Annotated in this window: 21 protein-coding genes, 2 tRNA genes and 4 pseudogenes; 15 read left to right on the plus strand and 12 right to left on the minus strand. The window is 59.5% G+C overall.

Annotated elements, in window-relative coordinates:
- Nucleotides 1–98: 98 nt before the first annotated feature.
- From G5575_RS20530 to G5575_RS13490, 3 genes are read left to right on the plus strand one after another with little or no spacing between them, the layout of a single operon-like run.
- Nucleotides 99–530: a helix-turn-helix domain-containing protein gene (locus tag G5575_RS20530; RefSeq protein WP_235936013.1), complete on the plus strand. Its 432-nt coding sequence runs from the start codon at nucleotides 99–101 to the stop codon at nucleotides 528–530.
- Nucleotides 494–904 carry an IclR family transcriptional regulator gene (locus tag G5575_RS20535; RefSeq protein ID WP_456236464.1) on the plus strand — a complete coding sequence of 137 codons (411 nt, stop codon included), beginning with the start codon at nucleotides 494–496 and terminating at the stop codon, nucleotides 902–904. The genes G5575_RS20530 and G5575_RS20535 overlap by 37 nt, the downstream gene beginning before the upstream one ends.
- A gap of 17 nt (nucleotides 905–921) precedes the next feature.
- Nucleotides 922–2,112: a mandelate racemase/muconate lactonizing enzyme family protein gene (locus G5575_RS13490; RefSeq protein WP_164534795.1), complete on the plus strand. Its 1,191-nt coding sequence runs from the start codon at nucleotides 922–924 to the stop codon at nucleotides 2,110–2,112.
- A 24-nt stretch (nucleotides 2,113–2,136) separates the two neighbouring features.
- Here G5575_RS13490 and G5575_RS13495 read toward each other — a convergent pair.
- The 6 genes and pseudogenes from G5575_RS13495 to G5575_RS13520 all read right to left on the minus strand — a co-directional run.
- A pseudogene (locus G5575_RS13495) lies at nucleotides 2,137–2,403 on the minus strand (energy transducer TonB); the annotation flags it as partial.
- 29 nt (nucleotides 2,404–2,432) lie between these two features.
- The gene (locus G5575_RS19440) at nucleotides 2,433–3,059 is read right to left on the minus strand and encodes a hypothetical protein (RefSeq protein WP_164534797.1); all 627 of its coding nucleotides are present in this window, start codon (nucleotides 3,057–3,059) and stop codon (nucleotides 2,433–2,435) included.
- Entirely contained in the window at nucleotides 3,056–3,496 is a 441-nt protein-coding gene (gene exbD / locus G5575_RS13505; protein ID WP_164534798.1) for a TonB system transport protein ExbD, read from the minus strand. The genes G5575_RS19440 and exbD overlap by 4 nt, the downstream gene beginning before the upstream one ends.
- Nucleotides 3,496–4,311 carry a tonB-system energizer ExbB gene (gene exbB / locus G5575_RS13510; protein ID WP_407924862.1) on the minus strand — a complete coding sequence of 272 codons (816 nt, stop codon included), beginning with the start codon at nucleotides 4,309–4,311 and terminating at the stop codon, nucleotides 3,496–3,498. The genes exbD and exbB overlap by 1 nt, the downstream gene beginning before the upstream one ends.
- A 70-nt stretch (nucleotides 4,312–4,381) precedes the next feature.
- A complete protein-coding gene (locus G5575_RS13515) occupies nucleotides 4,382–6,505 on the minus strand; it encodes a TonB-dependent siderophore receptor (RefSeq protein ID WP_164534800.1) in 2,124 nt (707 codons plus the stop codon).
- Nucleotides 6,506–6,630: 125 nt separating this feature from the next.
- Nucleotides 6,631–7,419, minus strand: coding sequence for a helix-turn-helix domain-containing protein (locus tag G5575_RS13520; RefSeq protein WP_235936016.1), 789 nt, complete (start codon nucleotides 7,417–7,419; stop codon nucleotides 6,631–6,633).
- 301 nt (nucleotides 7,420–7,720) lie between these two features.
- On the opposite strand from G5575_RS13520, the gene G5575_RS13525 reads away from it, so the two are divergent.
- Both G5575_RS13525 and G5575_RS13530 read left to right on the plus strand, forming a co-directional pair.
- Nucleotides 7,721–8,653: a manganese catalase family protein gene (locus tag G5575_RS13525; RefSeq protein ID WP_164534801.1), complete on the plus strand. Its 933-nt coding sequence runs from the start codon at nucleotides 7,721–7,723 to the stop codon at nucleotides 8,651–8,653.
- A 116-nt stretch (nucleotides 8,654–8,769) separates the two neighbouring features.
- Nucleotides 8,770–9,144, plus strand: coding sequence for an SH3 domain-containing protein (locus tag G5575_RS13530; protein WP_164534802.1), 375 nt, complete (start codon nucleotides 8,770–8,772; stop codon nucleotides 9,142–9,144).
- Nucleotides 9,145–9,207: 63 nt separating this feature from the next.
- Here G5575_RS13530 and G5575_RS13535 read toward each other — a convergent pair whose 3' ends face one another.
- Together G5575_RS13535 and G5575_RS13540 are read right to left on the minus strand one after the other, a co-directional pair.
- Entirely contained in the window at nucleotides 9,208–9,579 is a 372-nt protein-coding gene (locus G5575_RS13535) for a response regulator (RefSeq protein ID WP_164534803.1), read from the minus strand.
- 100 nt (nucleotides 9,580–9,679) lie between these two features.
- Nucleotides 9,680–11,557, minus strand: coding sequence for a GAF domain-containing protein (locus G5575_RS13540; RefSeq protein WP_164534804.1), 1,878 nt, complete (start codon nucleotides 11,555–11,557; stop codon nucleotides 9,680–9,682).
- A 289-nt stretch (nucleotides 11,558–11,846) separates the two neighbouring features.
- On the opposite strand from G5575_RS13540, the pseudogene G5575_RS20540 reads away from it, so the two are divergent.
- The 3 genes and pseudogenes from G5575_RS20540 to G5575_RS13550 form a co-directional block, all read left to right on the plus strand.
- Nucleotides 11,847–12,155, plus strand: a pseudogene (locus tag G5575_RS20540) (NUDIX-like domain-containing protein); the annotation flags it as partial.
- An 8-nt stretch (nucleotides 12,156–12,163) separates the two neighbouring features.
- Nucleotides 12,164–12,745, plus strand: coding sequence for an NAD(+) diphosphatase (gene nudC / locus G5575_RS19450; protein ID WP_328766143.1), 582 nt, complete (start codon nucleotides 12,164–12,166; stop codon nucleotides 12,743–12,745).
- Nucleotides 12,714–13,211, plus strand: coding sequence for a DUF3828 domain-containing protein (locus G5575_RS13550; RefSeq protein WP_164534805.1), 498 nt, complete (start codon nucleotides 12,714–12,716; stop codon nucleotides 13,209–13,211). The genes nudC and G5575_RS13550 overlap by 32 nt, the downstream gene beginning before the upstream one ends.
- A gap of 70 nt (nucleotides 13,212–13,281) precedes the next feature.
- On the opposite strand, the gene G5575_RS13555 is transcribed toward G5575_RS13550, so the two are convergent.
- Nucleotides 13,282–14,070 (minus strand): SDR family NAD(P)-dependent oxidoreductase, encoded by a 789-nt coding sequence (locus G5575_RS13555; RefSeq protein WP_207633154.1) that lies wholly within the window; start codon nucleotides 14,068–14,070, stop codon nucleotides 13,282–13,284.
- 236 nt (nucleotides 14,071–14,306) lie between these two features.
- Between G5575_RS13555 and G5575_RS13560 the strand changes: the two genes are divergently transcribed.
- On the plus strand, nucleotides 14,307–14,684 hold the full coding sequence (locus G5575_RS13560; RefSeq protein ID WP_407924866.1) for a MarR family transcriptional regulator: 378 nt from the start codon (nucleotides 14,307–14,309) through the stop codon (nucleotides 14,682–14,684).
- A 26-nt stretch (nucleotides 14,685–14,710) separates the two neighbouring features.
- Here G5575_RS13560 and G5575_RS13565 read toward each other — a convergent pair.
- Nucleotides 14,711–15,600: pseudogene (locus G5575_RS13565) on the minus strand (LysR family transcriptional regulator).
- Nucleotides 15,601–15,692: 92 nt separating this feature from the next.
- On the opposite strand from G5575_RS13565, the gene G5575_RS13570 reads away from it, so the two are divergent.
- Nucleotides 15,693–16,802 (plus strand): aldo/keto reductase, encoded by a 1,110-nt coding sequence (locus tag G5575_RS13570; RefSeq protein WP_164534808.1) that lies wholly within the window; start codon nucleotides 15,693–15,695, stop codon nucleotides 16,800–16,802.
- A gap of 52 nt (nucleotides 16,803–16,854) precedes the next feature.
- On the opposite strand, the gene pepT is transcribed toward G5575_RS13570, so the two are convergent.
- Together pepT and G5575_RS13580 are read right to left on the minus strand one after the other, a co-directional pair.
- Nucleotides 16,855–18,084 carry a peptidase T gene (pepT, locus tag G5575_RS13575; RefSeq protein WP_164534809.1) on the minus strand — a complete coding sequence of 410 codons (1,230 nt, stop codon included), beginning with the start codon at nucleotides 18,082–18,084 and terminating at the stop codon, nucleotides 16,855–16,857.
- 64 nt (nucleotides 18,085–18,148) lie between these two features.
- Nucleotides 18,149–19,081, minus strand: coding sequence for an aminoglycoside phosphotransferase family protein (locus tag G5575_RS13580; protein ID WP_235936017.1), 933 nt, complete (start codon nucleotides 19,079–19,081; stop codon nucleotides 18,149–18,151).
- Nucleotides 19,082–19,135: 54 nt separating this feature from the next.
- On the opposite strand from G5575_RS13580, the gene G5575_RS13585 reads away from it, so the two are divergent.
- The 5 genes and pseudogenes from G5575_RS13585 (at nucleotide 19,136) to G5575_RS13605 (ending at nucleotide 23,905) form a co-directional block, all read left to right on the plus strand.
- A tRNA-Phe gene (locus tag G5575_RS13585) sits at nucleotides 19,136–19,211 on the plus strand.
- Nucleotides 19,212–19,380: 169 nt separating this feature from the next.
- Nucleotides 19,381–19,457, plus strand: a tRNA-Arg gene (locus G5575_RS13590).
- Nucleotides 19,458–20,498: 1,041 nt separating this feature from the next.
- Nucleotides 20,499–21,841 (plus strand): annotated as a pseudogene (locus tag G5575_RS13595) (UDP-glucose dehydrogenase family protein).
- A gap of 29 nt (nucleotides 21,842–21,870) precedes the next feature.
- A complete protein-coding gene (locus G5575_RS13600; protein WP_164534810.1) occupies nucleotides 21,871–22,878 on the plus strand; it encodes an NAD-dependent epimerase/dehydratase family protein in 1,008 nt (335 codons plus the stop codon).
- A gap of 412 nt (nucleotides 22,879–23,290) precedes the next feature.
- The gene (locus G5575_RS13605; RefSeq protein WP_235936059.1) at nucleotides 23,291–23,905 is read left to right on the plus strand and encodes a glycosyltransferase; all 615 of its coding nucleotides are present in this window, start codon (nucleotides 23,291–23,293) and stop codon (nucleotides 23,903–23,905) included.

The raw sequence follows: 23,905 nt of genomic DNA on the forward strand, positions 1-23,905 counted from the left end.
CTCGAAGGCGACGTTGCGCCGAAGTGGTCGACCCTTTTCGATCAATCCAAATATGAACTTTGACAGTTCACATTCTCATGCTAGTGCAGGACGATAAAATGTCAACCGCGGACGATGCCTTGATCAGCGATATCGACACGAGCACGACCAACAAGCACACCATTCCGGTCATCGACCGAATGATGGATTTGCTGGCGGCGCTCGAACAGCGCGGCTCGGGGATGACGATCAGCGATTTGACCGCCGTCCTGAAACAGCCCCGAACCTCGGTCTATCGCATCCTCAACACGCTGCAGCTGCACGACGTGGTGCGGCGCGACGATGCGGGCGCCTACCATCTGGGCGCACGGCTCCTGACGCTGGCCTCGCATGTCGCGTCGCGGGCCAGCGAAATCGACCTCGTGGCGATCGCCCAGCCCTTGCTCGACCAATTGGCGAGCGAGCTGGGGAGGGGGTCAAGCTCAGTGTCATCGACAATGAGGGCATTCTGGTTCTGGCCGCCGCGCAGGGACGGCGCGAATATGCGCTGACCGTGGCGCCGGGCCAGCGCATGCCCATTCATGCGGGGGCCGCCAGCAAGCTGCTGCTGGCCTATCTCGAGCCGGAAGAACTGGCGCGCTGGATCAGCCGGCCGCTCAGCGCCTTTACTGCCAAGACGGTAACCGACCCCAAGCGGCTGCGCAGCGAACTAGCACGCATCCGGCGTCTGGGCTGGGCGCAGGACAAGGGCGAGAACGCCCCGTCAATCCAGGCCTTTGCCGCGCCGATCTTTACTCGAACCGGCAAGATGGTGGCCGCCGTCAGCGTTCCCTTCCTCACCGGCACCGAGGCGGGTCGCATGGAAGTTATTCGCATGGCCGCGATCGAGGCGGCTGAAAAGATAAGCCGGGCAATGCCGGCATAGAGACCCCGGGGGATCAGTTGAAGATCGTCGACTTGAAATGCGCCATTATCGGCAAGAGCCCGATCGTGCGGATCGTGACCGATGAAGGCATTTCCGGATATGCGCAGGCAGAGACCTGGAAGCCTTATCTCAAGCCGCACATCCTGGCCTTTCGCGACGCGCTGATCGGAGAGGATCCGACGCTTGTCGAGCGCGTCATGCTCAAGATCCGGCAGCGCGGTGGCTTCAAGCCTTGGGGCACTGCGGTCAGCGTCATCGAAATGGCGCTGTGGGACCTGGCCGGCAAGGCGGCCGGCCTGCCGGTGCACAAGCTGCTCGGCGGCAAGGTGCGCGACAAGGTGCGCGTTTATAACGGCTCCGTCCGTTTTCCGATGAGCGGCTACCGTCCCGAGGATTATGCCGACGACATGAAAAAGATGATGGCCCTGCCGCAAGGGTTTACCATCTTCAAGCAGCCGATCGGCTTTCATTCTGCCATGAAGCGCGAAGTGCCGAACTTTTACTACGGCGAGCCCAATGCCAGCCCATTCCACGGCGCGCTCGACCGCGGCCCGATCACCGAAAAGGGCCTGCGCCACTTCGTCGATTGCGTTGCAGCGATGAAGGAAGTGACAGGCGACAGCGTCGGCCTGGCGCTCGATTGCGGACCGGGCTGGATGCTGGGTGACGCCATCCGGCTCGCCAAGATGCTGGAGCCCTTCAACCTCATGTGGATCGAGGACCTGCTGACCGGCGACTACACGCCCTGGGTCAATGCCGGCATTTATCGCGAACTGACACGCACCTCGACGACGCCGATCCATACCGGCGAGCAGATCTATCTGCGGCAGAATTTCAAGGAACTGATCGAAACCCAGGCCGTGCATGTCGTGGGTCCAGACCCGGCTGATGTCGGCGGCATCGCCGAACTCAAATGGATCGCCGAATATGCTGACCTGCATGGCATCACCATGGCGCCCCATGGCACCGCCAATGGCGTTCTGGGCCTCGGGGCGCTGGTGCAGGTTTCGGCGACCCTACCCGGAAACTTCATCGCCTTCGAATATACCCATGGCGATCCCGATTGGTGGAACGAGATCGTTGATGGCCTGCCACCGGTCGAAAACGGCATGATCACCGTGCCCGACCGCCCCGGCATGGGCGTCGAAATCGTCCCGGAACGTGCCCGGCGCTATCTTAGCCCCGACGATCAGGGCTTTTTCGATTAGAGCGGTAAAGGCTTTGGTCTCGGTCTAGCGGATCGTGAAGCGGATCGAGGCAGTAAGGGATATGACTTGGCCTAACGACTGAGGCGGCCTCGGCAGGGGTGACGCGCGGCGGGCCGTTTCCAAAGCTGCTTGATCGAGTGCCGGAATGCCGGAGGAGCGGCTGACGCTGACGGACAGCACGGTTCCTGAGCTATCCACCGAAAGCGCTATCCCCACCACGCCTTCCTGGCCGGCTTGCCTTGCCGCCGGAGGATAGACCTTCCGGCGGTCGATTTGGCGGAGCACCTGTTGCTGCCATTCTTCGGCTGATGGGCCTGCCGCTACTGCAGGTTGTGAAGGAGCGGGCTGGGCAGCTGGTGTCCGCGGCTGTGGAGCAGGGCGTTCCGGTGTAGCTTTGCGTTCTCGGGGACCTGTGGCCGAACAGTGGCCGGTCGCTCGAGCCGCTGCCGTCGAAGATCGTCCGGCATGCTGACGGGCATGGCTATGGCCTCGCCAGGCGTCTCGACGACCGGTTCCGGCTCAGGTTCAGGCTCAGGCTCAGGCTCAGGCTGGGGCTCAGGCTCCGGCTGAGGTTCTGGTTCAGGCTCGGGTTCTGATTCTGGTTTCACCTGTTGTTCGAGGTCATCCACTGATGTCGGTTCAGCCGCCGTCTCGGGTTCGAGCTGGCGATTGGGAACGGGTTCAGATGGAGTTTCGTCTGGCTCAGGCTGCGGCTCGACCGGCTGAGGCTCAGGTTCCGGCTCGGGGGCAGGCGCCAGTTCGATCAGGATAGCTGGTGGCGCTGCCGCAATCTGGTCTCCTGCGGGCTGCTCAAGCGCGCCCGGAACCCAGGCCAAGCCGCCGACGGCAACCGCAACAACAGAGGCCGAGGCGAGCCATCGGAGCGCGTCGACAGGCGTCGTGCGCAAAAATTCTTCGGTTCCGATGCTTTCGCCCGATTGCATCACGGTGGCGCTGCCGCCCCCGTCAGTTGCTCAAGGCCCACCAGTGCGATCTTGAGATATCCGGCGGCCCGCAAAGTGTTGAGCAGATCCATGAGATCGCCATAGGCAACGGCCTGATCGGCACGCAAGAAGATGCGCTGCTCCTTGTCGCCTTCCGTGGCCTGGTCGAGCGCCGCGGCCAGCGCTTCCGCGCTAACGGCATCATTGCCGATGTCGATCCTGAGGTCGGCGCGAAGCGTCACATAGATCGGCTCATCTGGACGCGGTTGGGCAACCGCGGTCGAGCCGGGAAGATCAACGTTGACGTCGACCGTGGCGAGCGGCGCTGCCACCATGAAGATGATCAGGAGCACGAGCATGACGTCGATAAACGGCGTCACGTTGATCTCGTGCTGCTCGTCCAGGTCGTTTTCCCCACCCTCCCGGATGCCCCCAGCCATCAGCTGCGGTCCTCCGCTAGGCCGCGATAGTCGAGGTCGCGCGACACCAGGCGCTCAATGCCTGCTGCAGCGTCGGCAAGAACCTGGCGATAGCCGGCGATGGAGCGTGCGAAGACGTTATAGATGACGACCGCAGGAATGGCGGCAACCAGCCCGATCGCCGTAGCGAGAAGCGCCTCGGCGATGCCCGGCGCAACGACTGCAAGATTGGTGGTCTGGGATTCGGAGATGCCGATAAAGGCGTTCATAATGCCCCACACGGTCCCGAAAAGGCCAACGAAAGGCGCGGTGGATCCGATGCTCGCGAGGACGCCCGTGCCACGGGCGAGACGGCGGCCGGCGGCGATCTGGATCCGGGAAAGGCGCGAGGACACACGTTCCTTAAGGCCTTCTCCTCCAGCCCGATCCAGGGCATCGAGAGAAAGGCGGACTTCTTCTTCGGCTGCGGCCAGCAGGATGGCTCCGGCGCCGCGGCGCCTCCCGAGCGCCTTAAGGGCTGCCTCAAGCGTTGGTGCATTCGTCACCGCCCGAAGAGCCTGACGAGCCCGGATCTTGGCCCCAGTGAGTTCGAGAAGCTTGGCGACAAGGATGAGCCAGGTGACCAGCGATGCCACGGCAAGCCCGATCATCACCGACTTCACCACCCAATCAGCCGCCATGAACATCGCCCAGGGCGAAAGGTTGTGCGGCATGTTTCCCAACGGCGCGGCGGGGAGGGTCGACATGTCCGTCTCCTGAGCGAATGCCCGGGCGGGCATAATCAGGACGGCGAGAGCAAGCCCAAGACGGCGCAGGACGGAAGAGCGGGCAGGCATCGGGATCACCTTCGAGAAAAGCATTCACGGCCGTCGGGCGGCCGTGAATTTGGGCGTTGAAGATTTGGGCTTACCAGCTCTTGTGGACGCTGAGCGTCACCGTTCGGCCGGCGCCATAGCCACAATTGGTGGTCGTCTGGCAGCTCGACACGTAGTCGGTGTCGAAGAGGTTGGACGCCGAAAGGGCGACGCCCCAGTCGTCACGCTCGTAACGCAGGCTGGCATCGATCAAAGCCACAGCAGGCACTTCCGTCGTGTTGATATCGTCGGCCCAAGACTCGCCAAGCACACGGACGCCGGCGCCGAGCACCAGGCCTTCAAAGGCTTCCTCGAAGGCGTATTCGACGCCGAAGGAGGCGGTCAGTGTCGGGATCTGCACCGGCGACTTGCCGATCAGGGCTGCGTTGCCGCTTTCGACCACTTCGGCATCGAGCACGGTCACCGCGCCATGGAGCGACACCTGATCGAAGTTGACCTGGCCCTCGACTTCGAAGCCGAGCAGGTTGACTTCGCCGATGGCGAGTGAGCCGGCGAAAGGCGCAGCCGGATCGGCGACGGCGAAGTTTTGACGGTCAATGTTGAACAGCGATGCCGTGATGAGACCATCGATGAAGGTCGGCTCGTATTTGACGCCGACTTCCACCTGCCGGCCGCGCTCGGACGGCAGAAGCTCACCGCCAACCGTGGTGGCAATCGTGGGGTTGAACGAAGTGGCGTAGCTGACATAGGGGGTCAGCCCGTTGTCGAACTCGTAGCCAAGGCCGATGCGGCCGGTAAACGCCCCTTCATTCGACGAAACGCTCGTTCCGGCGAAGTTGTTGTCGTAGTCGATGCCGATGGCATCATAGCGTCCGTTGACGGTAGCGATGAAGCCGTTGAGTCGCATCTGGTCCTGGGCGTAGATGCCCAGCTGGCTGAGCGCGATGTCCTGATCGAGGTAAGTCGCGATCAGCGGGTTTGCGACGCCATAGGTCGGATCGAGGACATTGATTGGCGGAACGCGGACCGGGCTGCTGAAGGTCGAGTCCGAGCCCTGAACGGAGCCGAAGTCGACATGCTTGTAGTCGATGCCCGCCAGGACCTTGTGCTCCACCGCACCGGTATTGATCGTGCCGGCAATCTGGTTGTCCAGCGTGAAGGTCAGAATGTCCGTGTCGTGCTGGAAAGCGGCACGGTCCAGCGTATTGGCCGGGCTCAGATTGCCGTAGGTATAAAGGTATTGCTCGTCGAGCCCCACGCCGGCAAGCCGCGCGTTCTGGCGAATGGTCCAGCTGTCGTTGAGATCGTGCTCAGCTTCATAGCCGATCATTGCCTGACGCCGGCTATAGCTATCGAAGTTTGGATCGCCATAGTTGAGGTCGCGTGGAATGCGCACCCCGCCGGCTGCGTCGACAGCAGTGCCGACATAGGGCAGGAAGCCGGTCGAGGTGTGGTCGAGGATGCCGTTCTGATACTGACCATAAACCGTGATCGAGGTGGCGGCATCGGGCGTCCAGGCGACGCTACCGAGGACGGAACCCTTGAGATCGGACGCATCTTCAGTTTCCCAACCACCGCCGGAAACCTTGCCGGTGAGGCGATAGGCCAGCTCGCCGGTTTCGGTGCCATCGCCCACGTCGAAGCCGACATAGGCGTTGCCGAAATTGTTGATGCCAGCTTCGGTGTAGCGCAAACGTTCGCCATTGGGGCGCTTGCCGACATAGTTGATGACGCCGCCGACATTGGCACCGCCATAAAGCGCCGAGGCGGGGCCCTTCAGCACCTCGATGCGCTCGAGCAGGAAAGGCTCGATCAGAAATGAGCCGAAGCCAAACTGATAAAGCGGCAGGTTGTCCTGGAAGATGCCGGTCTGGTCGGCCTGGAAGCCGCGAACCCGAACCCAGTCGTAGTCGGCGTCCGTGCCGTAGGTCGAAGGCTGCACACCGGCGGTGTAGCGAAGCACTTCATCGGCCTTGGCGCCCGGCAGCCTGTCGAGCTGATCACGGCCAACTACGGAGACCGATTGTGGAACCTCGGAAATTGCCACAGCAAGCTTCGAGCCTGCCGTCGTCGTAACGACGGTATTCCCGTTGGCATCGGCTTCGACCACGATTTCGCCGAGCGCAAGAGGCGCTGACTGCGCAAAAGTAGCCGTACTCGTGGTAGCCAGCGCGGTTGTCGCCAAAAGGAGAGTGGTGATGGCGCGTCGCGGCATCGTAATCATTGATAAGCCCTCAGATGCCGCCTGATCGATCGCGGCCATATTGCTGAGTTCCTAAATCACCTTTTAAGGGCTGGATTGATGGTCCTTTGGGTGGATTGAACAAATCCACGTTTTCGTCACTGCCGGATAGGTTGAGCACGAAGCCAGGCGGCTGGGGTGACGCCGACCACATGCTTAAAGACGCGCGTCATATGGGCCTGGTCGGCAAAGCCGGTGGCACCTGCAATATGCGCCAGATTAGCCCCCGGCAGCAGCAGATGATGCTTTACCTGTTCGATCCTGGCCTTCATCTGCCATTGGTGCGGGGCCATTCCAGTGGAGGCCTTGAAAGCGGAACTGAAATAGGATTGCGACAGCCCCACTAGGTCTGCGAGCTCCTGCAGCTTGATACTGCGGAGGCAGTTCGCCTCGATAAACTCCGTTACATGCCGAAGCCGGTGTGCATTGAGAGCGCCGTTGCCCCGGCTGGACTCTGCTTTGATCTGGAATAATTCTGCAAGCAGAGCCGACATCAATCCTTCCCCATAAAGATCGTGCAGCGATGGCTTGATGCACTCGGCCGCCAGCATGCGTGCCAACATAAGAACCCGATTATTCTCGAACATCAGCCGCGGGGTGCTGAGCCGTTGAACGTCCAGGTTACCCGGCAGCCGCGCAACAAGGGTAGACAGATCAAAATGCAGGTCCAGATGCATCAGGCCGGTCTGATGCGAGACGTGGGACCAGATCCGATGGCCGGCAGGGATATAGCTTAACCGCCCCGCTTCTTGGAACGTCATTGGTTTCTCACCAATGCTCAGTGATCGAGGCTGACTTTCTTCGAGAACAACGAAGAGGCGGGGATGGCTCGAAAGGTATTCTCCAGCAGCGCCCTGCCGCGCCTGCACTGTCCAGACATCGGCCAAGACACCGTTCCATGACCGGGAGCGAGGGCTTTCCACGATCGAAAAGCCCTGGGTCATCGATGTCATGTTTGGATGAAACAACTGAGGTCCTCAGGCTATAACCTGACTACAGCTGTCCTCTTTTCAGAGTCAAGCAGAACCGGCTTTTCGGCGAGCCCAGCCAGTCCGCCCGAGCGTGTTGTGAACGCACGGTTTGCCCAAGAACCACGCCGTTTCTTGCGCGCTTTATTGGTTCCACAAAAGATGGAACGGTCACACCAGGCACCCGTTGGCCCCGCGGCCCAACAAAGGAGTGCCCAGCATGTTCATGCGCGTTGACCGCCTCATTACGGAGCTTCCGCCGCCCACCAAACAGGATCCGAACGCCGCAGCAGCGCTCCAGGAGCTGCTTGGGGGCAAGTACGGCGAGATGTCGACCCTTGGGAACTACATGTTCCAGAGCTTCAACTTTCGCAGCAAGGACAAGCTGCGCCCCTTCTACAGCCTCGTCGCCTCGATCACTGCCGAGGAACTCGCCCATGTCGAGCTCGTCAGCAATGGCGTGGCCATGCTCAACAATGGTCCTGATAAACCAAAGGGCGACCAGAAGCCGGGTGGCGACATCAGCAAGTCCCCGTTCGAGGCCATGCAGGACATCCGCCTTGCATCTGCCTTCCTGTCAAATGGCGGCGGCGCGACACCGGTCAATGCCAATGGGGTGAGCTGGAACAACGACTTCATCACCACCACTGGCAACGTCATCTTCGACCTGCTGCACAACTTCCACCTCGAATGCGGGGCTCGTCTGCACAAGCTGCGCGTCTATGAAACGCTCAAGGAAGACGATGCCACAGGGCGCGAAGTATGCGGCTATCTCCTGGTGCGCGGCTCCGTGCACGCCCACTCCTATGCGCTGGCTCTCAAGAAGCTGACCGGGGTGGAGATCGAAAAGATGCTGCCGTCGCCCAACATTCCGCTGAGCAAGATCCCGGAATGCCAGAAGTATCTGGATGAAGGCTCCCATCGCCGCCTCTATACCTGGAGCCAGGACGACTACAAGGAAATCTCCGGCATCTGGTCGAACGACGAAGTCGCCTTGCCGACTGACCCGCCAGGTCCGCTAGAAGTCGTCGAAGGCATGCCGGACGGTGGCAAGATGCAGCAGCTCCAGGGCGTGCCGTCGGCCTTCGCGCCGGACTATGCGCCGGAGGAATTCTACGAGATCGCCTCCAAGCTTTATAAGGCGTCGCGCTAAAGAGCGCTGGCGAGGCCGCGTGCCTCGCCTTCTCGATGGGAAGTGAGCAAAGCCCTCTTATTCGCCATCTGTTAAGGCGCTCGACCCAGAATGGCGCGTAGAGGAATCAGGCGCCGATGGCAAAAAAAAAGCAGAGCTCCAATGTGTCGGGTTGGATCATTGCCGGACTTCTAGGCGTCGTTGCCTATCAGTCCGGGATACTGGATCGGCTTGGCCAGACAGCCGCCACGGCGCAAGCATCGACCGCCCCGTCCCGGGTGATCAAGTCGGATTCCGCCTCGGCGCCGCTCAACAAGCCGCGATATGTAAATGTGGCATCACTCAACGTCCGCCACACGCCAAGCGCGTCTGGACCTTTGATCATGGCATTGCCGCGAGGCACGCCGATGAAAGTTCTGGACCGCAAGGATGGCTGGCTTCTTATTGATCTGAGCCCCACGCTAGAGGGTTGGGTTACCGAGCAGTTCACGACGGTCCAAGCCCCAAGCTAACGAGCTCGGCGTCTCTCGAGCTCAGCGAATGGCAGCCGAAGGTTTGATCGTTATGCCCGCACCTTACTTGGCAGCAGCCATGGAACGAACCACCCTAGCGATGGCATCAGGGTCATAGGGCTTGGGGAAGAACCGACTTTCTGCCGGTATTTCGTCATCGCGCACATAACGATAGCCCGACGTCACGACAATCTTTACCGGCGGCCACCGATCCCTAACCGCGGCAGCGAGCTTTAGCCCGTCCATGCCGCCGGGCATGTCGATGTCGGTGAACATGACCCTTATGTCCAGATTGTTGATGAGAATGTCGATCGCCTCATCGGCATTGGCAGCCTCGAAGACGGTAAAACCTTCGTCCTCAAGACGGTCGACGATCGCCATGCGAACCAGGGTCTCGTCCTCGACAACCAGCACCCTTTGCTTGGCAAAACCCATCACAACGTTTCCTTGGCAGGTTCAACTACAGGACCCGTTAAGACGCTCAAAGCGGGACAGCTGAGACGACATACAACCCCGTTGGGTTCGTAAAGGATGCTCACCTGTCCCGAGAAATCGGCCGGCAGCGCCCGCGTGATGAGCTTGGATCCAAAGCCTTTGCTTGTGGGCTGGGTGACCGGAGGACCGCCTTGCTCTCGCCAGGTCCATTCGAAGAGGTGCTGGCCCTCGTCACCCTGGAGGAAGTGCCAACTGATCGACACGGTGCCGCTGACGCTTTTAGCGCCCCGTACTTGATAGCGTTGGTCGCAAGCTCGTGCACTGCGAGCGACACGGCAAGCGCTTGCTTTGCCGTAAGCTCCACGTCCGGACCATCAAGTGTAAAGCGGTTGGCGTCACCGTGAGGCTCCAGAGCCGAGACAATGGTGTCCCGGAGAGGCGCGCCGTCCCAGGTGCGGTGAATAAGCATTTCATGCGCATTGGCCAAAGCCGCCAGGCGCGAGGAAAAAGCCGAGCGGCGGTCTGCGATGTCATCGCCCTTAAGTGTTTGATGCGCAATCGCCTGAACCATGGCCATCGAGTTCTTGAGGCGATGGCTGATCTCGCCATCACGAAGCTTCTGAGCCGCCACGAATTCCGCCTCATCCAGCGCGGCATGGGTCCGGTCTGCCACGGCCCTGACGAAATCTTCTTCCGTGCGTCCAAACGGCTTCAACTGGTCGTAATGGACGACCATCATGCCGGCGAGTTGTCCGTCTTCCATCAGGGGCACGTTGACAAGAGTGCGGACGCTCATGTCGAGCAGAGCGCGGGATGCCGCACTCGTTCTCGCATCCGCTTCAACATCGGTGATTATGACGCTCTCGCCGCGTTTCATGTCATCGATGAAGGAACCGTAATCCCTGAATCGGTGAAGACCAGCCAGGCTCTTCACGCCTGGCGCGCACCAATCGGCCATGATGTCTATCGTGTCCTCTATCGGGTCCACGACACCGTACCCAACCCGGCTGGCACCCAGTGCCCGCGCCAGCACTTCAGCCGCGATTCTGACAATCGTCGCGGGGTCGGTCGTAGCCCGCAAACGATCTCCGATTTCGATGAGGGCGGCTTGGCGCCGGGTCGTGAAAGACTGAACGGCATTGAGCGCAGCTTGTGCGGCAACTCGGTCCGTGACCTCCATGAACAGCACGATAAAGGTGTCAGGTCCCGTGGGCTGACAATAGCCATCATACCAACGATTGAGCGGACCGACCTGCCGGGTGAAACGAATGTCGTTGCCCGTTTCCACGACCTCAGCGAACTCGTTTACCCAAGCGTCTTCGATACCCGGGATCACGTCCCGAACGGTTCGTCCCACCACAGCCTTGGGGTCGATACCGACCAGCTCACCCCAGGCGTTGTTCACCTCGACATAGAGCCAGTCGATAATCCGGCCCTGATCGTCGCGCACAACTCTACCGACGCTTATGCCCTCGCGTAGCTGCTCGAACATCGAGCGCCAGCTCAGTTCCGAGATGAAGGTCGCCATCTTGTCGACCACCACTTCGGCGACCGAAGACAAAAGGTCGAGCTCTTCGTCGGTCCAGTCGCGCGGTTTGCTATCGATGGCAGCGAGGGCTCCCACCGTCGTGCCATCGGGCAGCCGCAGCGGCACGCCGAGATAAGCAACGACGCCAAGGTCGTCGATGGCGAGGTTGTCTTTGAGAACAGGATGCTGTCGTGCGTCTTCTACCCTGAGATACTCCTCCTCCTTGACGACATATTGGCAGAAGGAGTGGGTGAGGGGCGTTTCTCCACGCTCGGCCCAAGCCGCCGGCAAACCCCGGTGAGCAGCAAAAACCTGCTTGTCTTCTTCAAGGAGGGATACAACCGCGACAGGAACGCCGAGCACTTTTCGCAGCAGCTTGATTTGCGCATCGAACTGCTGGTTGCCAGCCGCATTCAGCAGCCCGGACTGGCGCAGCGCTTTAACGTGCATCGCGACATCCGACTTAGGGAGAGGCGTCGAAATTCGGGCAACATGAGAAGTTCCATCAGAGAGACCTTGTCTTTAACCCAGGATAAGCTGTCTGCGAAAGTCCGAGTTCATGACGTACGAGGCGCCTTTGCCCGGATAGCGGCTCGATGCTTTGGCTTCACTTGCCTTTCGAGGAGAACGCCGCCACTGGTAAATAGCTATGTCCAACTTTGCCTTTGCCTCAGGCGCGCTCGACCGCGCTGCCCATCTTCGGTCTTCCGCTACGCCACCGGATAGCATGGCGCGGGCAATGGTGTTTTGGCGCGGCAAGTTACTGGTCGACGGGAGCGGAGCCACAATGTTGGTTCCGATGGACCATCCTGCGCTTGGAGATGTCCGCGAGGCGCCATTGTTTATCGGCCTCACCAATGACGGGCCGCGCTACGCCGTCGACCTAGCCTCGTGGTCGCCGCTCGAGGATGCCACGACGATCGGCGAATTCATCGACCGCAGCGAGCAGCCTCACCCGGCCTGGCCCGAGGCCAAATTCGTAGAAGTCCGTGGCATCATGAGCGCTCTTACTCCACTCGATGGAGAGTGCATCGCGACGGCACGGGCCTTGATCTCGTGGCACGGCGCCCATGGCTTTGCGCCAACTGCGGCAGCGCGACGGCCGTCCAGGAAAGCGGCTGGGTTAGGAAGTGTGCGTCTTGCGGAACGCAGCACTTCCCACGCACCGACCCCGTGGTCATCATGGTCGTAACGCATGGCGACAACCTGCTCCTTGGTCGCGGCGCCAGTTGGCCGGAGAAGATGTATTCTGTGCTGGCGGGTTTCGTGGAGCCCGGCGAGGACATCGAGACTGCGGTGCGCCGTGAGGTTTTCGAAGAAAGCGCGATACGGGTTGGCGACGTCACCTATATCGCCTCCCAGCCCTGGCCTTTTCCGATGTCCCTGATGATCGGATGTCACGGCGAAGCCACGACGACTGACATCACGGCAGATCCCAAGGAACTGGCAGATGCGCGTTGGGTCAGCCGGGAAGAAGCGAAAACTATCCTGGCCGGTGCCCATCCCGACATTGCCACTCCTCGCCCCGGCGCCATTGCCGGAGCGCTGATCCAGTCCTGGGTGGATAGAAGCCTGTTCGGTCGCGCGAAGGCGCGGAGCGGGGCCGATGGCGCAGATGTTCGAGCCGTGCAAAGATAGAAGCGGTCACAAGACTGGGGATTTCAAAATCATGCGCGTCCTGTCCGCTGCCATCGCCGCAACACTTGCTCTTCTTGGGCCGGCCGCGGCGCAAAGCTTTGACACCCCTCAGGCGGTGATCGAGGCCCTGTATGCGCCCTACATTGCCGATGAAATCACCGACGGTTTTGCCGCCTTGCAGTCGAATAAGTTGAGCGCGCTCTACGAAGCCAAACTGGAGAGCGACGGCTACTTCGATTTCGATCCGGTCATTGTCGCTCAGGACTGGGACCTGAGCGATCTCGATATCGACCAAGTCGACGTGCAGGGCGATACCGCCACCGCGCATGTCAGTTTCGATAACTTCGGCACCCGCACTGAACTCGACTATTTCTTGGTCGACGAGGATGGCTGGAAGATCGACAATATCGTGTCGGAAGGCGAGCCATCGTTTTCACTCGTCGAGATGCTGAGCGCATCAGAGTAAGGTGAAGCGCGTAGCCTGATCGCGCTCCATTGCCGAGCAGAATTGTGCCGCCCAGTAGGCGGCACATAATTTATGCGACAAGGTAGCGTTCGGCTGGAGCGCCGTTCTGCGTACCGCCGAAAAGCTTCTGGCGCGCGGCGTCAAAATCGTCCCAAAGGTGCTGGTCATGCACCGACGGCATCGTCACCTCTTCACCACGGTCGAGGCCGGCAAGGGCTGCGTCCACCAACTGTTCGGCGGTCATGAAGACGCGCGGGTCGAAGTCGTCGATAGACAAGCCAGCCGTTCCATAAAATTCCGTAATCGTGCCGGCTGGCAGAAGTGCCTGGACGACGATGCCATCATCCTTGACCTCTTGCTGCACGCCACGGCTGAAGGTCAGCACGAATGCTTTGGTCGCGCTATAGAGCGAGGTCGAGGGCAGGGCGTGAAAGGCGAGGACGGAGCCGACATTGACGATGGCGCCCGTTTTGCGTGTCCGCATGCTTGGAAGCGCCGCGCGGGTCAGGCGCACCAAGGCATTGACGTTGAGTGCCAGCGTCGCAGCGGCATCGGCATCAGACATAACGGCCGTCGAGGCATTGGGCCCCATGCCGGCATTGTTGACGAGGAGGTCGATCGCCTCATTGCGCAAGACATTTTCAATGCGTCCGATATCGGCTTCGTTCGTCAGGTCGGCAGCGATCGTGCGCACCGAGGTCGATCCAGCCTGCTGAAGTTTTTCGGCAAGCGTCGACAATCGGTCGGCGCGGCGGGCGACAAGAACCAGGTTGAAGCCGCGGGCTGCGAGGCGCTCGGCGTAGACGGCGCCAATGCCCGAAGAGGCGCCGCTAATAAGGGCGGTTTTGGAGTAAGACATGGTCAATCCCATTAGTTGAGTACTAAACTAATAGGATCGGCGGGCTGACCTTGTCAATGGTGATGTACTCAACTATTTCTTGCGCGAGAGGTAAAGATCGATATGGCCTTCGACCCGCCGAACAAGACAGACAGTGTTGAGCCCTATGACCAGCTCAACTGCACCCATACGGCGCTGCGGCAGGCATCGAGGCAGCTGACGCAGATCTATATGATGATACGATTGCGCCGAGCGGGCTGACCTCCGCTCAGGCCATGGTGGTTTCCCGCATCGATGAACTCGGCGGCGCCCCGGGCGGCAAGGGTCCGCCGCTGCAGGCCCTCGCCAGACGCCTGTCAATCCAGATATCCGCCGTTACGCATGCGCTGAAACCCCTCGTCCGGGATGGGGTGGTCGAAATCCAGGTCGATCCTGATGACAGGCGCACCAAGCGAGCGGTGTTGACCGCACAGGGCATGAAGCAGACCCGGCAGATGTACGAACTCTGGGCAGGGGTTAATACAAGGCTGGATGCAGCGCTCGGCGCAGGTGCCGCGCAGGAGCTTCGTGCCCTTTCACGGCGTGTCGCTTCACCCGAGTTCCTTGCCGCGATGTCGCTTCGCAAATACGACTAGCCCTTAGCCAAGGTTTTCTCCAGCCATCATCGCCATCTAAGCGCATCGATCAACGCCCTCAGCGCAGGAGGGCTCTGCCGGCGGCTTGAGTGATAAAGAAAGCTGCCGGGAAAGGTCGGGCACCATTCGTCGAGCACCTGGATCAGCCGGCCGGCTGCGATGTCTTCGGCGACATCCTGCTCCATGATATAGCCCAGACCCGCTCCCGCTCTCACAGCGGCCAGGGCAAGGGCCCCGTCATTGACGATCAACGGACCCGAGGGCCTAATCTTGATGTCCTTGCCATCCTTGCGAAATTCCCAAGGCAGCAGGCCGCCCGAAGTTGCAAGGCGATAGTTGAGACAGGCGTGGCGGTCGATGTCTTGAGGTGAAGTTGGCGGCGCATTGCGGCTGAAATAGTCGGGGTCGCCACCACCACGGTACGCAGATCCGGGCCGACACGGACGGCGACCATGTCCTTTTCGACCGTCTCGCCAAAGCGGATCCCGGCATCGAAGCCTTCGGCGACGATGTCGACCAGCGCGTCATCGATACTGACTTCGACCCTCACATCCGGATGCGCCAGCAGGAACGCCGGCAGCCTGGGTTCGAGGATGGTTTGCGATACCCAGGCGATGGTGGTGATGCGCACCAGGCCCGACGGGCTGTCGCGCCATTCGCTGAGGCCCGACAATCCTTCGCTGATAGAAGAAAGGGCAGGTTGGAGAGAGGCGAGCAGGTGTTCGCCCGCGGGAGTCGGGGACACGCTGCGGGTGGTCCTTGAGAGCAGTCGGACGCCCAGACGCTTTTCCAAGCCGCGCATCGCATGGCTTAGTGCGGAGGTCGACATGCCAAGAACAGATGCCGCCCGCGTAAAACTGCGCTCCCGCACGATAGCGTCGAACAAGGCGAGATCGTTGAGCGGCATGCGGTCCATTGTTGCAATCTGCTCACAAGCTCATGCGACCCGCAACGGCTAATCACGTTGTCTCGGCAGACTTACGTCTTGCTTCAGAACAGGAGAGAATGATGAGCCTTACTCAATATCGCACCCTTGGCGCTTCGGGCCTTGTGGTCAGCCCTCTCGCCCTCGGCGCCATGACATTTGGGGCCGGCCGCTGGGGTGCCGATGAAAACACTTCCCGCGCCATCTTCGACACCTATGTCTCTGCGGGCGGCAATTTCGTCGACACGGCCGATATTTATTCCGGCGGTCAGAGCGAAGACATGCTCGGACGCTTCGTCGCCGAAGCTGGTCTGCGCGATCGGCTGGTCGTCGCTACCAAATCGGGCTTTTCGCGCGAACAGGGAACCGCTCTGGCGGGCGGCAATGGCAAAAAGAACATTCGCGCTGGTATCGAAGGATCGCTGCGCCGCCTCCAGACGGACTATATCGACCTCTACTGGATGCATGTTTGGGATCGCACCACGCCGGCCGAGGAAGTGCTCGGCACCCTCAGCGACGCGGTGCGGGCAGGCAAAATCCTTCACTACGGATTTTCCAACACGCCGTCCTGGTACGTGGCAAAGATCGCAACGCTTGCTTCTGCCCATGGCCTGCCAAAGCCGATCGGTCTTCAATATTCTTGTTCACTGATCGATCGTGGCATCGAACTCGATATCGGACCGGCCGGTGCCGAATTCGGATTGGGTCTCGTGCCTTGGAGTCCACTCGGTGGCGGGTTGCTCAGCGGCAAGTATGGACGCGAAATGCTGTCGCGCGCCGATCAGGCTCCAGCCATGCCCGACAATGCCAGCGATACGGGCGACGCTGGCAGCAACGGTCGACTAAATGGCGACAACCCGTTTGGCGGCATGCTGTTCACCGAGCGCAATTTCGATATCGTCGATGCGGTCCGCGAGATCGCGACCGAGACCGGAAAGTCCATGGCGCAGGTCAGCCTCGCCTGGGTGGCGGCTCGGCCCGGCGTATCGTCTGTGCTGATTGGGGCCAGCCGGCCGGACCAGCTCACGCAGAATATCGCTTCGCTTGACGTGCACCTTTCGGATGACCAACTCCAGCGGCTCGAAAGTGCGACCGCCCTGCCGCTATCGAGCCCCTACTTCATCTTCAAGCTGCCGCGCGCTGGCCTCTTCGGCGGCAACGAAGTCACGCCCTGGAGCAAGCTGCCGCACTGAACCTAGGAGGGGAGCCACGGCTCCCCTCTCGCCTTCAAACCGATCGCAAAAACTAGGCGCGCTCTTCCCAGATCTTGGCGATCTCGATGATGGTCCGGACCGCGCGGTCCATGTCCTGGTGGCTGATCCATTCGAGCGGCGAGTGGAAGGCGTGACCGCCCGCAAAAATGTTCGCCGTCGGCAGGCCCATGAAGGAAAGCCGAGAACCGTCCGTGCCGCCGCGAACGGGCGCGCGCCTGGGGGTCATGCCCGCGCGGCGAATAGCTTCTTCGGCATTGTCGATGATCTCGGGGTGCCGGTCGAGCACCTGCTTCATGTTGCGATACTGTTCGACGGTTGAAATTCGGTAGCTGGAGCCCGGAAAATCGGCCAGAACCGCTCGCGCGATGTCATCGACCATGTCGCGTTTCTCGGTCAGCCCAGCGTCCTTGAAATCGCGGACGATGAGCTTGACCGTCGCAGCCTCCATCGAGCCGGTGACCTCGGTGGGATGCACAAAGCCGTCAATGCCATCCGTGCCCTCCGGCGATACCTCATGCGGCAGGCGCGCGAGGATTTGGCCGGCGATCTTGATCGCGTTTTCCATGCGGCCCTTGGCAAAGCCGGGATGCATGGCAACGCCCGTGATCTCGAGCGTCAGAAGATCGGCGGAAAAGGTCTCGTCCTCGACCGAACCCGCAGTGCCGCCGTCCATGGTATAGGCGAAACGCGCGCCGAGCTTTGCAAGATCGACCTTGTCCACCCCGCGGCCGATTTCTTCGTCGGGCGTAAAGAGCAGTTTGATCGTGCCATGCGGAATGGACGTGTCGCGAACAAGCATCTCGGCTGCGGTGACGATCTCGGCAATGCCCGCCTTGTCGTCAGCACCCAGCAGCGTCGTGCCATCGGTGGTGACGACGTCATTGCCGATCTGGTTGTCGAGCTCGGGGTGGTCGGAGGTGCGGATGATTCGGCCAGAATTGCCAAGCGTGATATCGCCGCCCTGATAATCACGGTGGAGCTTCGGCTGCACATCCTTGCCGGTAAAATCCGGGGCCGTATCCATGTGCGAACAAAAGCAGATAACCGGCACATCCTTGTCCGTGTTGGCAGGGACGGTGGCATAGACATAGCCATGTTCGTCGAGATGGGCGTCTGCAAGCCCGATGGACTGCAATTCCTCGACCAGGACGCGACCGAGATTCTTCTGCTTTTCCGTCGACGGCTGGGAGGGTGAAGCGGCATCGGATTGGGTATCGATGACGACATAGCGGAGGAAGCGGCTCAAAACGGTGTCGGTCATGGTTAATCCGGGCAGGGCAGGGAGGTCCGAGGCATAACATCATGAGAGGGCCGCCGGCTACCGTTCAGCGCCGAACTCGGCGGCCGTAATCAGCCGCCCCAACGTACTGCGACCGAGCGCAGCCATGCCTGGATGTGTGTCCCGATAATACCACACGAGACCCATCGCCTGCTCGAAGGCCCATCCCGCGCCGCCACCACTCGGCGTCATCACATCCAAGCTGGGCTCTCAGCACCTCGCGCCGAGAAGCATCGAACAGGTGCCATGCCGCCACCAAATCGAGCGCCGGATCGGCGGGACCAAAACTTCCGCCATCGAGCACGCCCACCAATCGATCTCCTTGGACAAGCAGATTTGCTGGAATGAGATCCTTGTGACACATGGCGAGCGTTTTCGCCGCCGGCAGCGCCCGAAATTGCTGCCAGAGGCGCCTCAAGGGAAGCACGTCGAGTATAGCCTCGCTCTGTTGCAGGCAGGTCGCCATCCAGCCGTCATGGTCGCGAAGCTTGCCGCCACGACCGGAGCCACTGAATTCACGTCCGTCTATATTGGCCCGACGCAAGGCGGCAATCAGATGCGCAATGTCCGAAGCAAAACCTCCGGACGAACTCAGTCCCTGCGGGGTGGCTGTGTTGCCGGCGACCCACGATTGCATGGCCCAGTGCATAGGATAGCCATGGCCCGGCCGCCCAACACCGATCGGCTGCGGTGTGGGAAACGGGCAGCAACGCGAGAGTTCATCCAGGGCTGACGCTTCCCGACGCAAGGCATCGCGGCAGACCTCTGCATCCACGTTTCGCAAAGGAAAGCGTGCCGATGCGCGCTGCCCTATTTGGAACACGGCATTATCCGTGCCCTCCTCCAGTGCGCGAATCGGGTCGTCACTATAGTCTGGGAATTGCTCGCGGATCAGCCGGGCAGCCGTGGCTTCGTCGATGCGCACCTCGTTGTCATGCAACACCTTTATCCACACCACCTTTTCCTGCTTGCACGGCAAAAACCCTTCCCCTATAAGGCCCGTGGCTCACAGCAAGCGCTGCAAAAGCCCGATGCCCAGATAGCTCAGTTGGTAGAGCAGCGGATTGAAAATCCGCGTGTCGCTGGTTCGATTCCGGCTCTGGGCACCATTTCCCTCACAAATCGCTGCTGGTCATTTGAGTGCTAGCACAAATGTCGCTATGGCGCTCGATGACGCCCTCCGAGTGCTGGCCTCTCGTCCGCATTCCATATTGCGTCACGCTACCGCTTTGAGTAGGTTGCGCCCTGTTCAGCCGGGGTAACCCCCGCCTCACGGATGCACCCGTAGCTCAGCTGGATAGAGCGCTGCCCTCCGAAGGCAGAGGCCACAAGTTCGAATCTTGTCGGGTGCGCCATTTTCTTTCCTTTTGCCTCATTGCCTTCTAGGTCCTCAGAAAGCGCATTGGTTTAGGATAGAGCCGCAACTGGTGTATACGATCGCCGTGAGGTACACAGTCGAGTGCTCAGCAACAAGCTGGAGAAGCACCGTTCTAAGGAGTTCCAATGAGCAGAAACACCATCATCGGCATTGTCGCGATCGTAGCACTTGTGCTGATCGTCGTCCTATTCATGAACAACCGTGGCGATAGCGACGTTAGCGTTACCACCACCACTCCGGCAGCAACGACGACCGAAACACCGGAAGCGACGCCTGCTCCGGAAGCCACGACAACAGAGACGACTACTACACCCACGACCCCAAGCACATCCACGACTGCGGCGCCCAGTACAACTCCGGCACCAGCGACCACTTCTGAGCCAGCGACCTCATCGACCGAGGCCCCTGCAGACAGTACCCCTGCGTCTACGTCAAACACGACCTCACCTTCTTCCAGTGACACCACAGCGCCGGCTGCACCTACAGCACAGTAAGGTTTGTCAGCTTACAGTGAATTGTTGAAGGGCTCACTTCGGTGAGCCCCTATTTTATTGGGATTAACCTTGACCAAGCTAACCAAGCTTAAGTGCAAGCTGATTAAGCTTGTGCGCCGCCCTTGCCATCCCAATTCATGCGGCGCCGTGTACTAGAATTTATAATTTAAATCGTGCGACTGGCCATACTTAATTTAACGGCAGAAAATAAAGTGGCGGTTCTCGATCGCGGCCCCTACGGCTGCTCTTCCAACAGCTTGCGCAGTTTTAACTTCGATTCTGCTAAAGATGGTCTTTCAGGAGCAGGGTAGGGTAGCAAGGCGACGTTACTGGAATGCGTCGGTAAGCTCACGTCAGCTACACCACCAGCAGTGATCCTACCGGCTTGGGGCGGCAACATAGATCAGGCGGGACAAATCCGGACGGTATATAGCATACGCTTGCTATGACTTTTCTGGAAAGATATCCACGGCCCGCGGCAAGTGACGTATCTGCGTTGATCAAACCCACTCAAGGACAACTTCATGAAAATTGCCATCATCGGCGCAGGCTATGTTGGGCTTGTGACTGGAGCCTGTCTAGCTGATTTTGGGCATACTGTTTGTTGTGTCGATAAGGATGCTGCGAAGATATCATTGCTGAAAAGGGGGAAGTGCCGATCTACGAGCCTGGGTTGGGCGAGCTCGTGGCTAGCAATGTTGCAGCTGGGCGGCTTTCTTTCGAAACTGAACTTGAACAGATTGTGTCGACGGCAGAAGTTATTTTCATCGCCGTAGGCACGCCGAGCCGTCGTGGCGACGGCCACGCTGACCTTTCGTACGTCTACGATGTAGCGCGGGAGATTGCTGGGTCTCTCCGAGGGTTTACCGTTGTTGTAACGAAGTCCACTGTCCCGGTAGGTACGGGCGATGAAGTCGCCCGGATCATTGCAATGGCTAGCCCACTGGCTGATGTCGCCGTGGCTTCAAATCCTGAATTCTTGCGGGAAGGTGCAGCGATCGATGACTTCAAACGCCCAGATAGGATTGTTGTTGGCGTTGAAGATGATCGGGCGCGCGAAGTCATGACGGAAGTTTATCGGCCGCTCTACCTGAACCAAGCTCCGATGCTTTTCACCACTCGTCGTACCGCGGAACTTACCAAATATGCGGCTAACGCCTTTCTGGCATTGAAGATTACCTTCATCAATGAGATGGCCGATCTCTGCGAGGTCGCAGGAGCGGATGTCCAGGCCGTCGCGCGCGGAATGGGTCTCGACAATCGTATCGGTGGCAAATTTCTTCATGCCGGACCGGGCTATGGTGGATCTTGTTTTCCTAAGGATACGCTAGCGCTGGTCAAGACAGGGCAGGACTTCGACCGCCCGATGCGTTTGGTTGAAACAACGGTCGCGATCAACGATCAGCGAAAGCGCGCCATGGCACGAAAAGTTATTGCCGCCTGCGGCGGTGAAGTGCGCGGCAAGACCATCGGTATTCTCGGCCTCACCTTCAAGCCAAACACAGATGATATGCGAGAGGCCCCGGCACTTGACATCATTCGTGGGCTTCAGGACCGCGGTGCGAAAATCTCGGCATTCGATCCGCAGGGGATGAAGGCGGCCGCCGGGATGGTGAGTGATGTTCAATTCGGATCCAGTGCCTATGACGTTGCGGTCGGAGCCGACGCCCTGGTCTTGGTAACCGAATGGAATGAGTTCAGGTCACTGGATCTCGATAGACTCAAAAACGAAATGAGGGTTCCTGTCCTTGTTGATCTTCGCAACGTCTATGAACCTCATGAGGTCGCAAGTAGGGGTTTTTCCTATTTCAGCATAGGGCGCTCCAGCGAAACCGAGGCCGCGCGTACTGCGGCTGCTGAAGAGTGATTCGCTCGATTATGGTGAAGGGCTGAGGCATGAAGGCTTTTATAACAGGTACGGCCGGTTTTATCGGCTTTCATCTCGCCCGTCGGCTGCTGGAGCAGGGTCATGAGGTCGTTGGGTTTGATGGCTTTACGAACTACTATGATCCGGCGTTGAAGCGTTCACGCGTCGAGATCCTCAAGCAGTATCCACGCTTTCAGCAGATCGAAGCCATGCTAGAAGATGCTTCGGCGTTGGATGCTGCAATCCGGGCCGCCACAGCGGAAACGGTGTACCACCTCGCCGCTCAGGCGGGGGTTCGTTATAGTCTGGACCATCCGCAAAGCTACATTAAGTCTAACGTCGTCGGCACCGCCAACTTGCTTGAAGCGCTACGGCGCACGCCACCCAAACACTTCATTTTCGCTTCCACCAGCTCTGTCTACGGAGGCAATACCAAAATGCCATTCGCAGAGTTGGATCGAGCGGATTCGCCAGCCTCGCTTTATGCGGCTACGAAAAAGTCGTGCGAGGCAATGATCCATTCCTATTCGCACCTCTTCAGTATTCCATCTACATGCGTCCGATTTTTCACCGTCTACGGCCCGTGGGGCAGGCCAGACATGGCGCTATTCAAATTCACCAATGCAATATTAAGTGGAAAACCGATCGACGTTTACGGCCACGGCCAGATGCGGCGAGATTTCACTTATGTCGATGACCTCGTCGATGCAATGCTTCGACTAGGTGAAGCATTGCCAGTTCGAGGTGCGCCGGTTTCGGGTGATAGCCTGTCCGCTATAGCGCCCTTCCGAACAGTCAATATTGCTGGTGGACGGCCGACCGAATTGATGGATTTCATCAAAGCCATCGAGACCGTTATCGATCAAAAAGCTGAACTGAATCTTATGGAGATGCAGGCCGGCGACGTAGTGGCGACAGAGTCTGACACCACTCTGCTGAGGAACCTGATTGGCAGTGTGCCCGAGACCAGCCTGAAGACTGGAGTCGCCTGTTTCATCGAATGGTATCGGGCTCGTTACCTCACGGGCACAGCATGAACAATACGAGTGGCGGATGCGCATCGTATATTTAAGCCCATACAACCACAATGGTGCTCATTCCGGGCTACGCGTTCGCACCGAAAATATCTGCAAAGCACTTGCGGATCTGCCAGATACGGAGGTTATCTGCCTCTCGCCTTGGCAACCACCCGAGGGAGTAAGGCATAGATACGTGTCGCTCGATTGTGGCTGGATGCGACGATTGCTGCTGTTGCCAGTCCTCAATATCAAGCTGCAAAAGATGCGGCCCGATCTCGTTATTTCCGAAGCGCCGCTGGCCGATCTCTTTGGGTAGGTTCAAGAGCATTCACGTCATTCACGATGCGAAATTTGCTACAGTCCATGGGCGCAGGGGGCGGCACTTGGTTTTTGGCTGCACTGGCTGTCAGCGAGGATGGCTGATCGTGTGATGACTGTTTCGAGAGCAGAACGGCACCGGATTGCGGTCGCCCTTAAAATTTCTACGGCTAAAATAGTCGTGTCATATAACGGCATAGCTCCATCTTGGCTCACTCCGTTGCCGGAAAGCCAGACTTTTGCCTACGACTTGATCTACGTTTCTAATTTTGTTCGTCATAAAGGTCATCGGCGTTTTCTCGAGGCCATCGCTGGCACTCGTTGGCGCGTGTTGTTCGTTGGTGCGGACTTCGGAGAACGCGCCAACATTGTTCAATATGCACAGCGACTGGGCATAGATCTGACCATACGGGAGGGTCTCACCCAGGAGGAACTCATAGCAGAGTATGACGCGAGCCGGATTTTTGTTTTTCCTTCTGAGTTGGAAGGCTTCGGCATTCCTTACATTGAGGCCCGCGCTCGCGGTGTGCCGGTGATAGCGCAAGATCTTCCAGTTTTTCGCGAGCTACAGGAGCTTGTTGGCGGCAACCTTGTTGATTTTGACAAGCCTGACCAGCTCAAAGATGCTCTTTCGAAGTCACTTCAAGAGCCGCGTTCCCGCCCCGATCTTGAGCCCTTCCTTTGGCCGAAGCTAGCACGGGGCCTTCTAACAAACCTTCTGCATTGA

Origin of the sequence: Devosia aurantiaca (assembly GCF_011058215.1) — a bacterium.
GTDB classification, from domain to species: Bacteria; Pseudomonadota; Alphaproteobacteria; order Rhizobiales; family Devosiaceae; genus Devosia; species Devosia aurantiaca.

What these genes read in the sequence shown, in the direction of transcription:
- G5575_RS20530 (WP_235936013.1), top strand. Translation starts at nt 99, where the DNA reads ATGTCAACCGCGGACGATGCCTTGATCAGCGATATCGACACGAGCACG.
- exbD (WP_164534798.1), bottom strand. Translation starts at nt 3,496, where the DNA reads ATGGCTGGGGGCATCCGGGAGGGTGGGGAAAACGACCTGGACGAGCAG.
- exbB (WP_407924862.1), bottom strand. Translation starts at nt 4,311, where the DNA reads ATGCCTGCCCGCTCTTCCGTCCTGCGCCGTCTTGGGCTTGCTCTCGCC.
- G5575_RS13515 (WP_164534800.1), bottom strand. Translation starts at nt 6,505, where the DNA reads ATGCCGCGACGCGCCATCACCACTCTCCTTTTGGCGACAACCGCGCTG.
- G5575_RS13525 (WP_164534801.1), top strand. Translation starts at nt 7,721, where the DNA reads ATGTTCATGCGCGTTGACCGCCTCATTACGGAGCTTCCGCCGCCCACC.
- G5575_RS13530 (WP_164534802.1), top strand. Translation starts at nt 8,770, where the DNA reads ATGGCAAAAAAAAAGCAGAGCTCCAATGTGTCGGGTTGGATCATTGCC.
- G5575_RS13535 (WP_164534803.1), bottom strand. Translation starts at nt 9,579, where the DNA reads ATGGGTTTTGCCAAGCAAAGGGTGCTGGTTGTCGAGGACGAGACCCTG.
- G5575_RS13540 (WP_164534804.1), bottom strand. Translation starts at nt 11,557, where the DNA reads ATGCACGTTAAAGCGCTGCGCCAGTCCGGGCTGCTGAATGCGGCTGGC.
- G5575_RS13550 (WP_164534805.1), top strand. Translation starts at nt 12,714, where the DNA reads ATGGCGCAGATGTTCGAGCCGTGCAAAGATAGAAGCGGTCACAAGACT.
- G5575_RS13555 (WP_207633154.1), bottom strand. Translation starts at nt 14,070, where the DNA reads ATGTCTTACTCCAAAACCGCCCTTATTAGCGGCGCCTCTTCGGGCATT.
- G5575_RS13570 (WP_164534808.1), top strand. Translation starts at nt 15,693, where the DNA reads ATGAGCCTTACTCAATATCGCACCCTTGGCGCTTCGGGCCTTGTGGTC.
- pepT (WP_164534809.1), bottom strand. Translation starts at nt 18,084, where the DNA reads ATGACCGACACCGTTTTGAGCCGCTTCCTCCGCTATGTCGTCATCGAT.
- G5575_RS13600 (WP_164534810.1), top strand. Translation starts at nt 21,871, where the DNA reads ATGAAGGCTTTTATAACAGGTACGGCCGGTTTTATCGGCTTTCATCTC.
- G5575_RS13605 (WP_235936059.1), top strand. Translation starts at nt 23,291, where the DNA reads ATGACTGTTTCGAGAGCAGAACGGCACCGGATTGCGGTCGCCCTTAAA.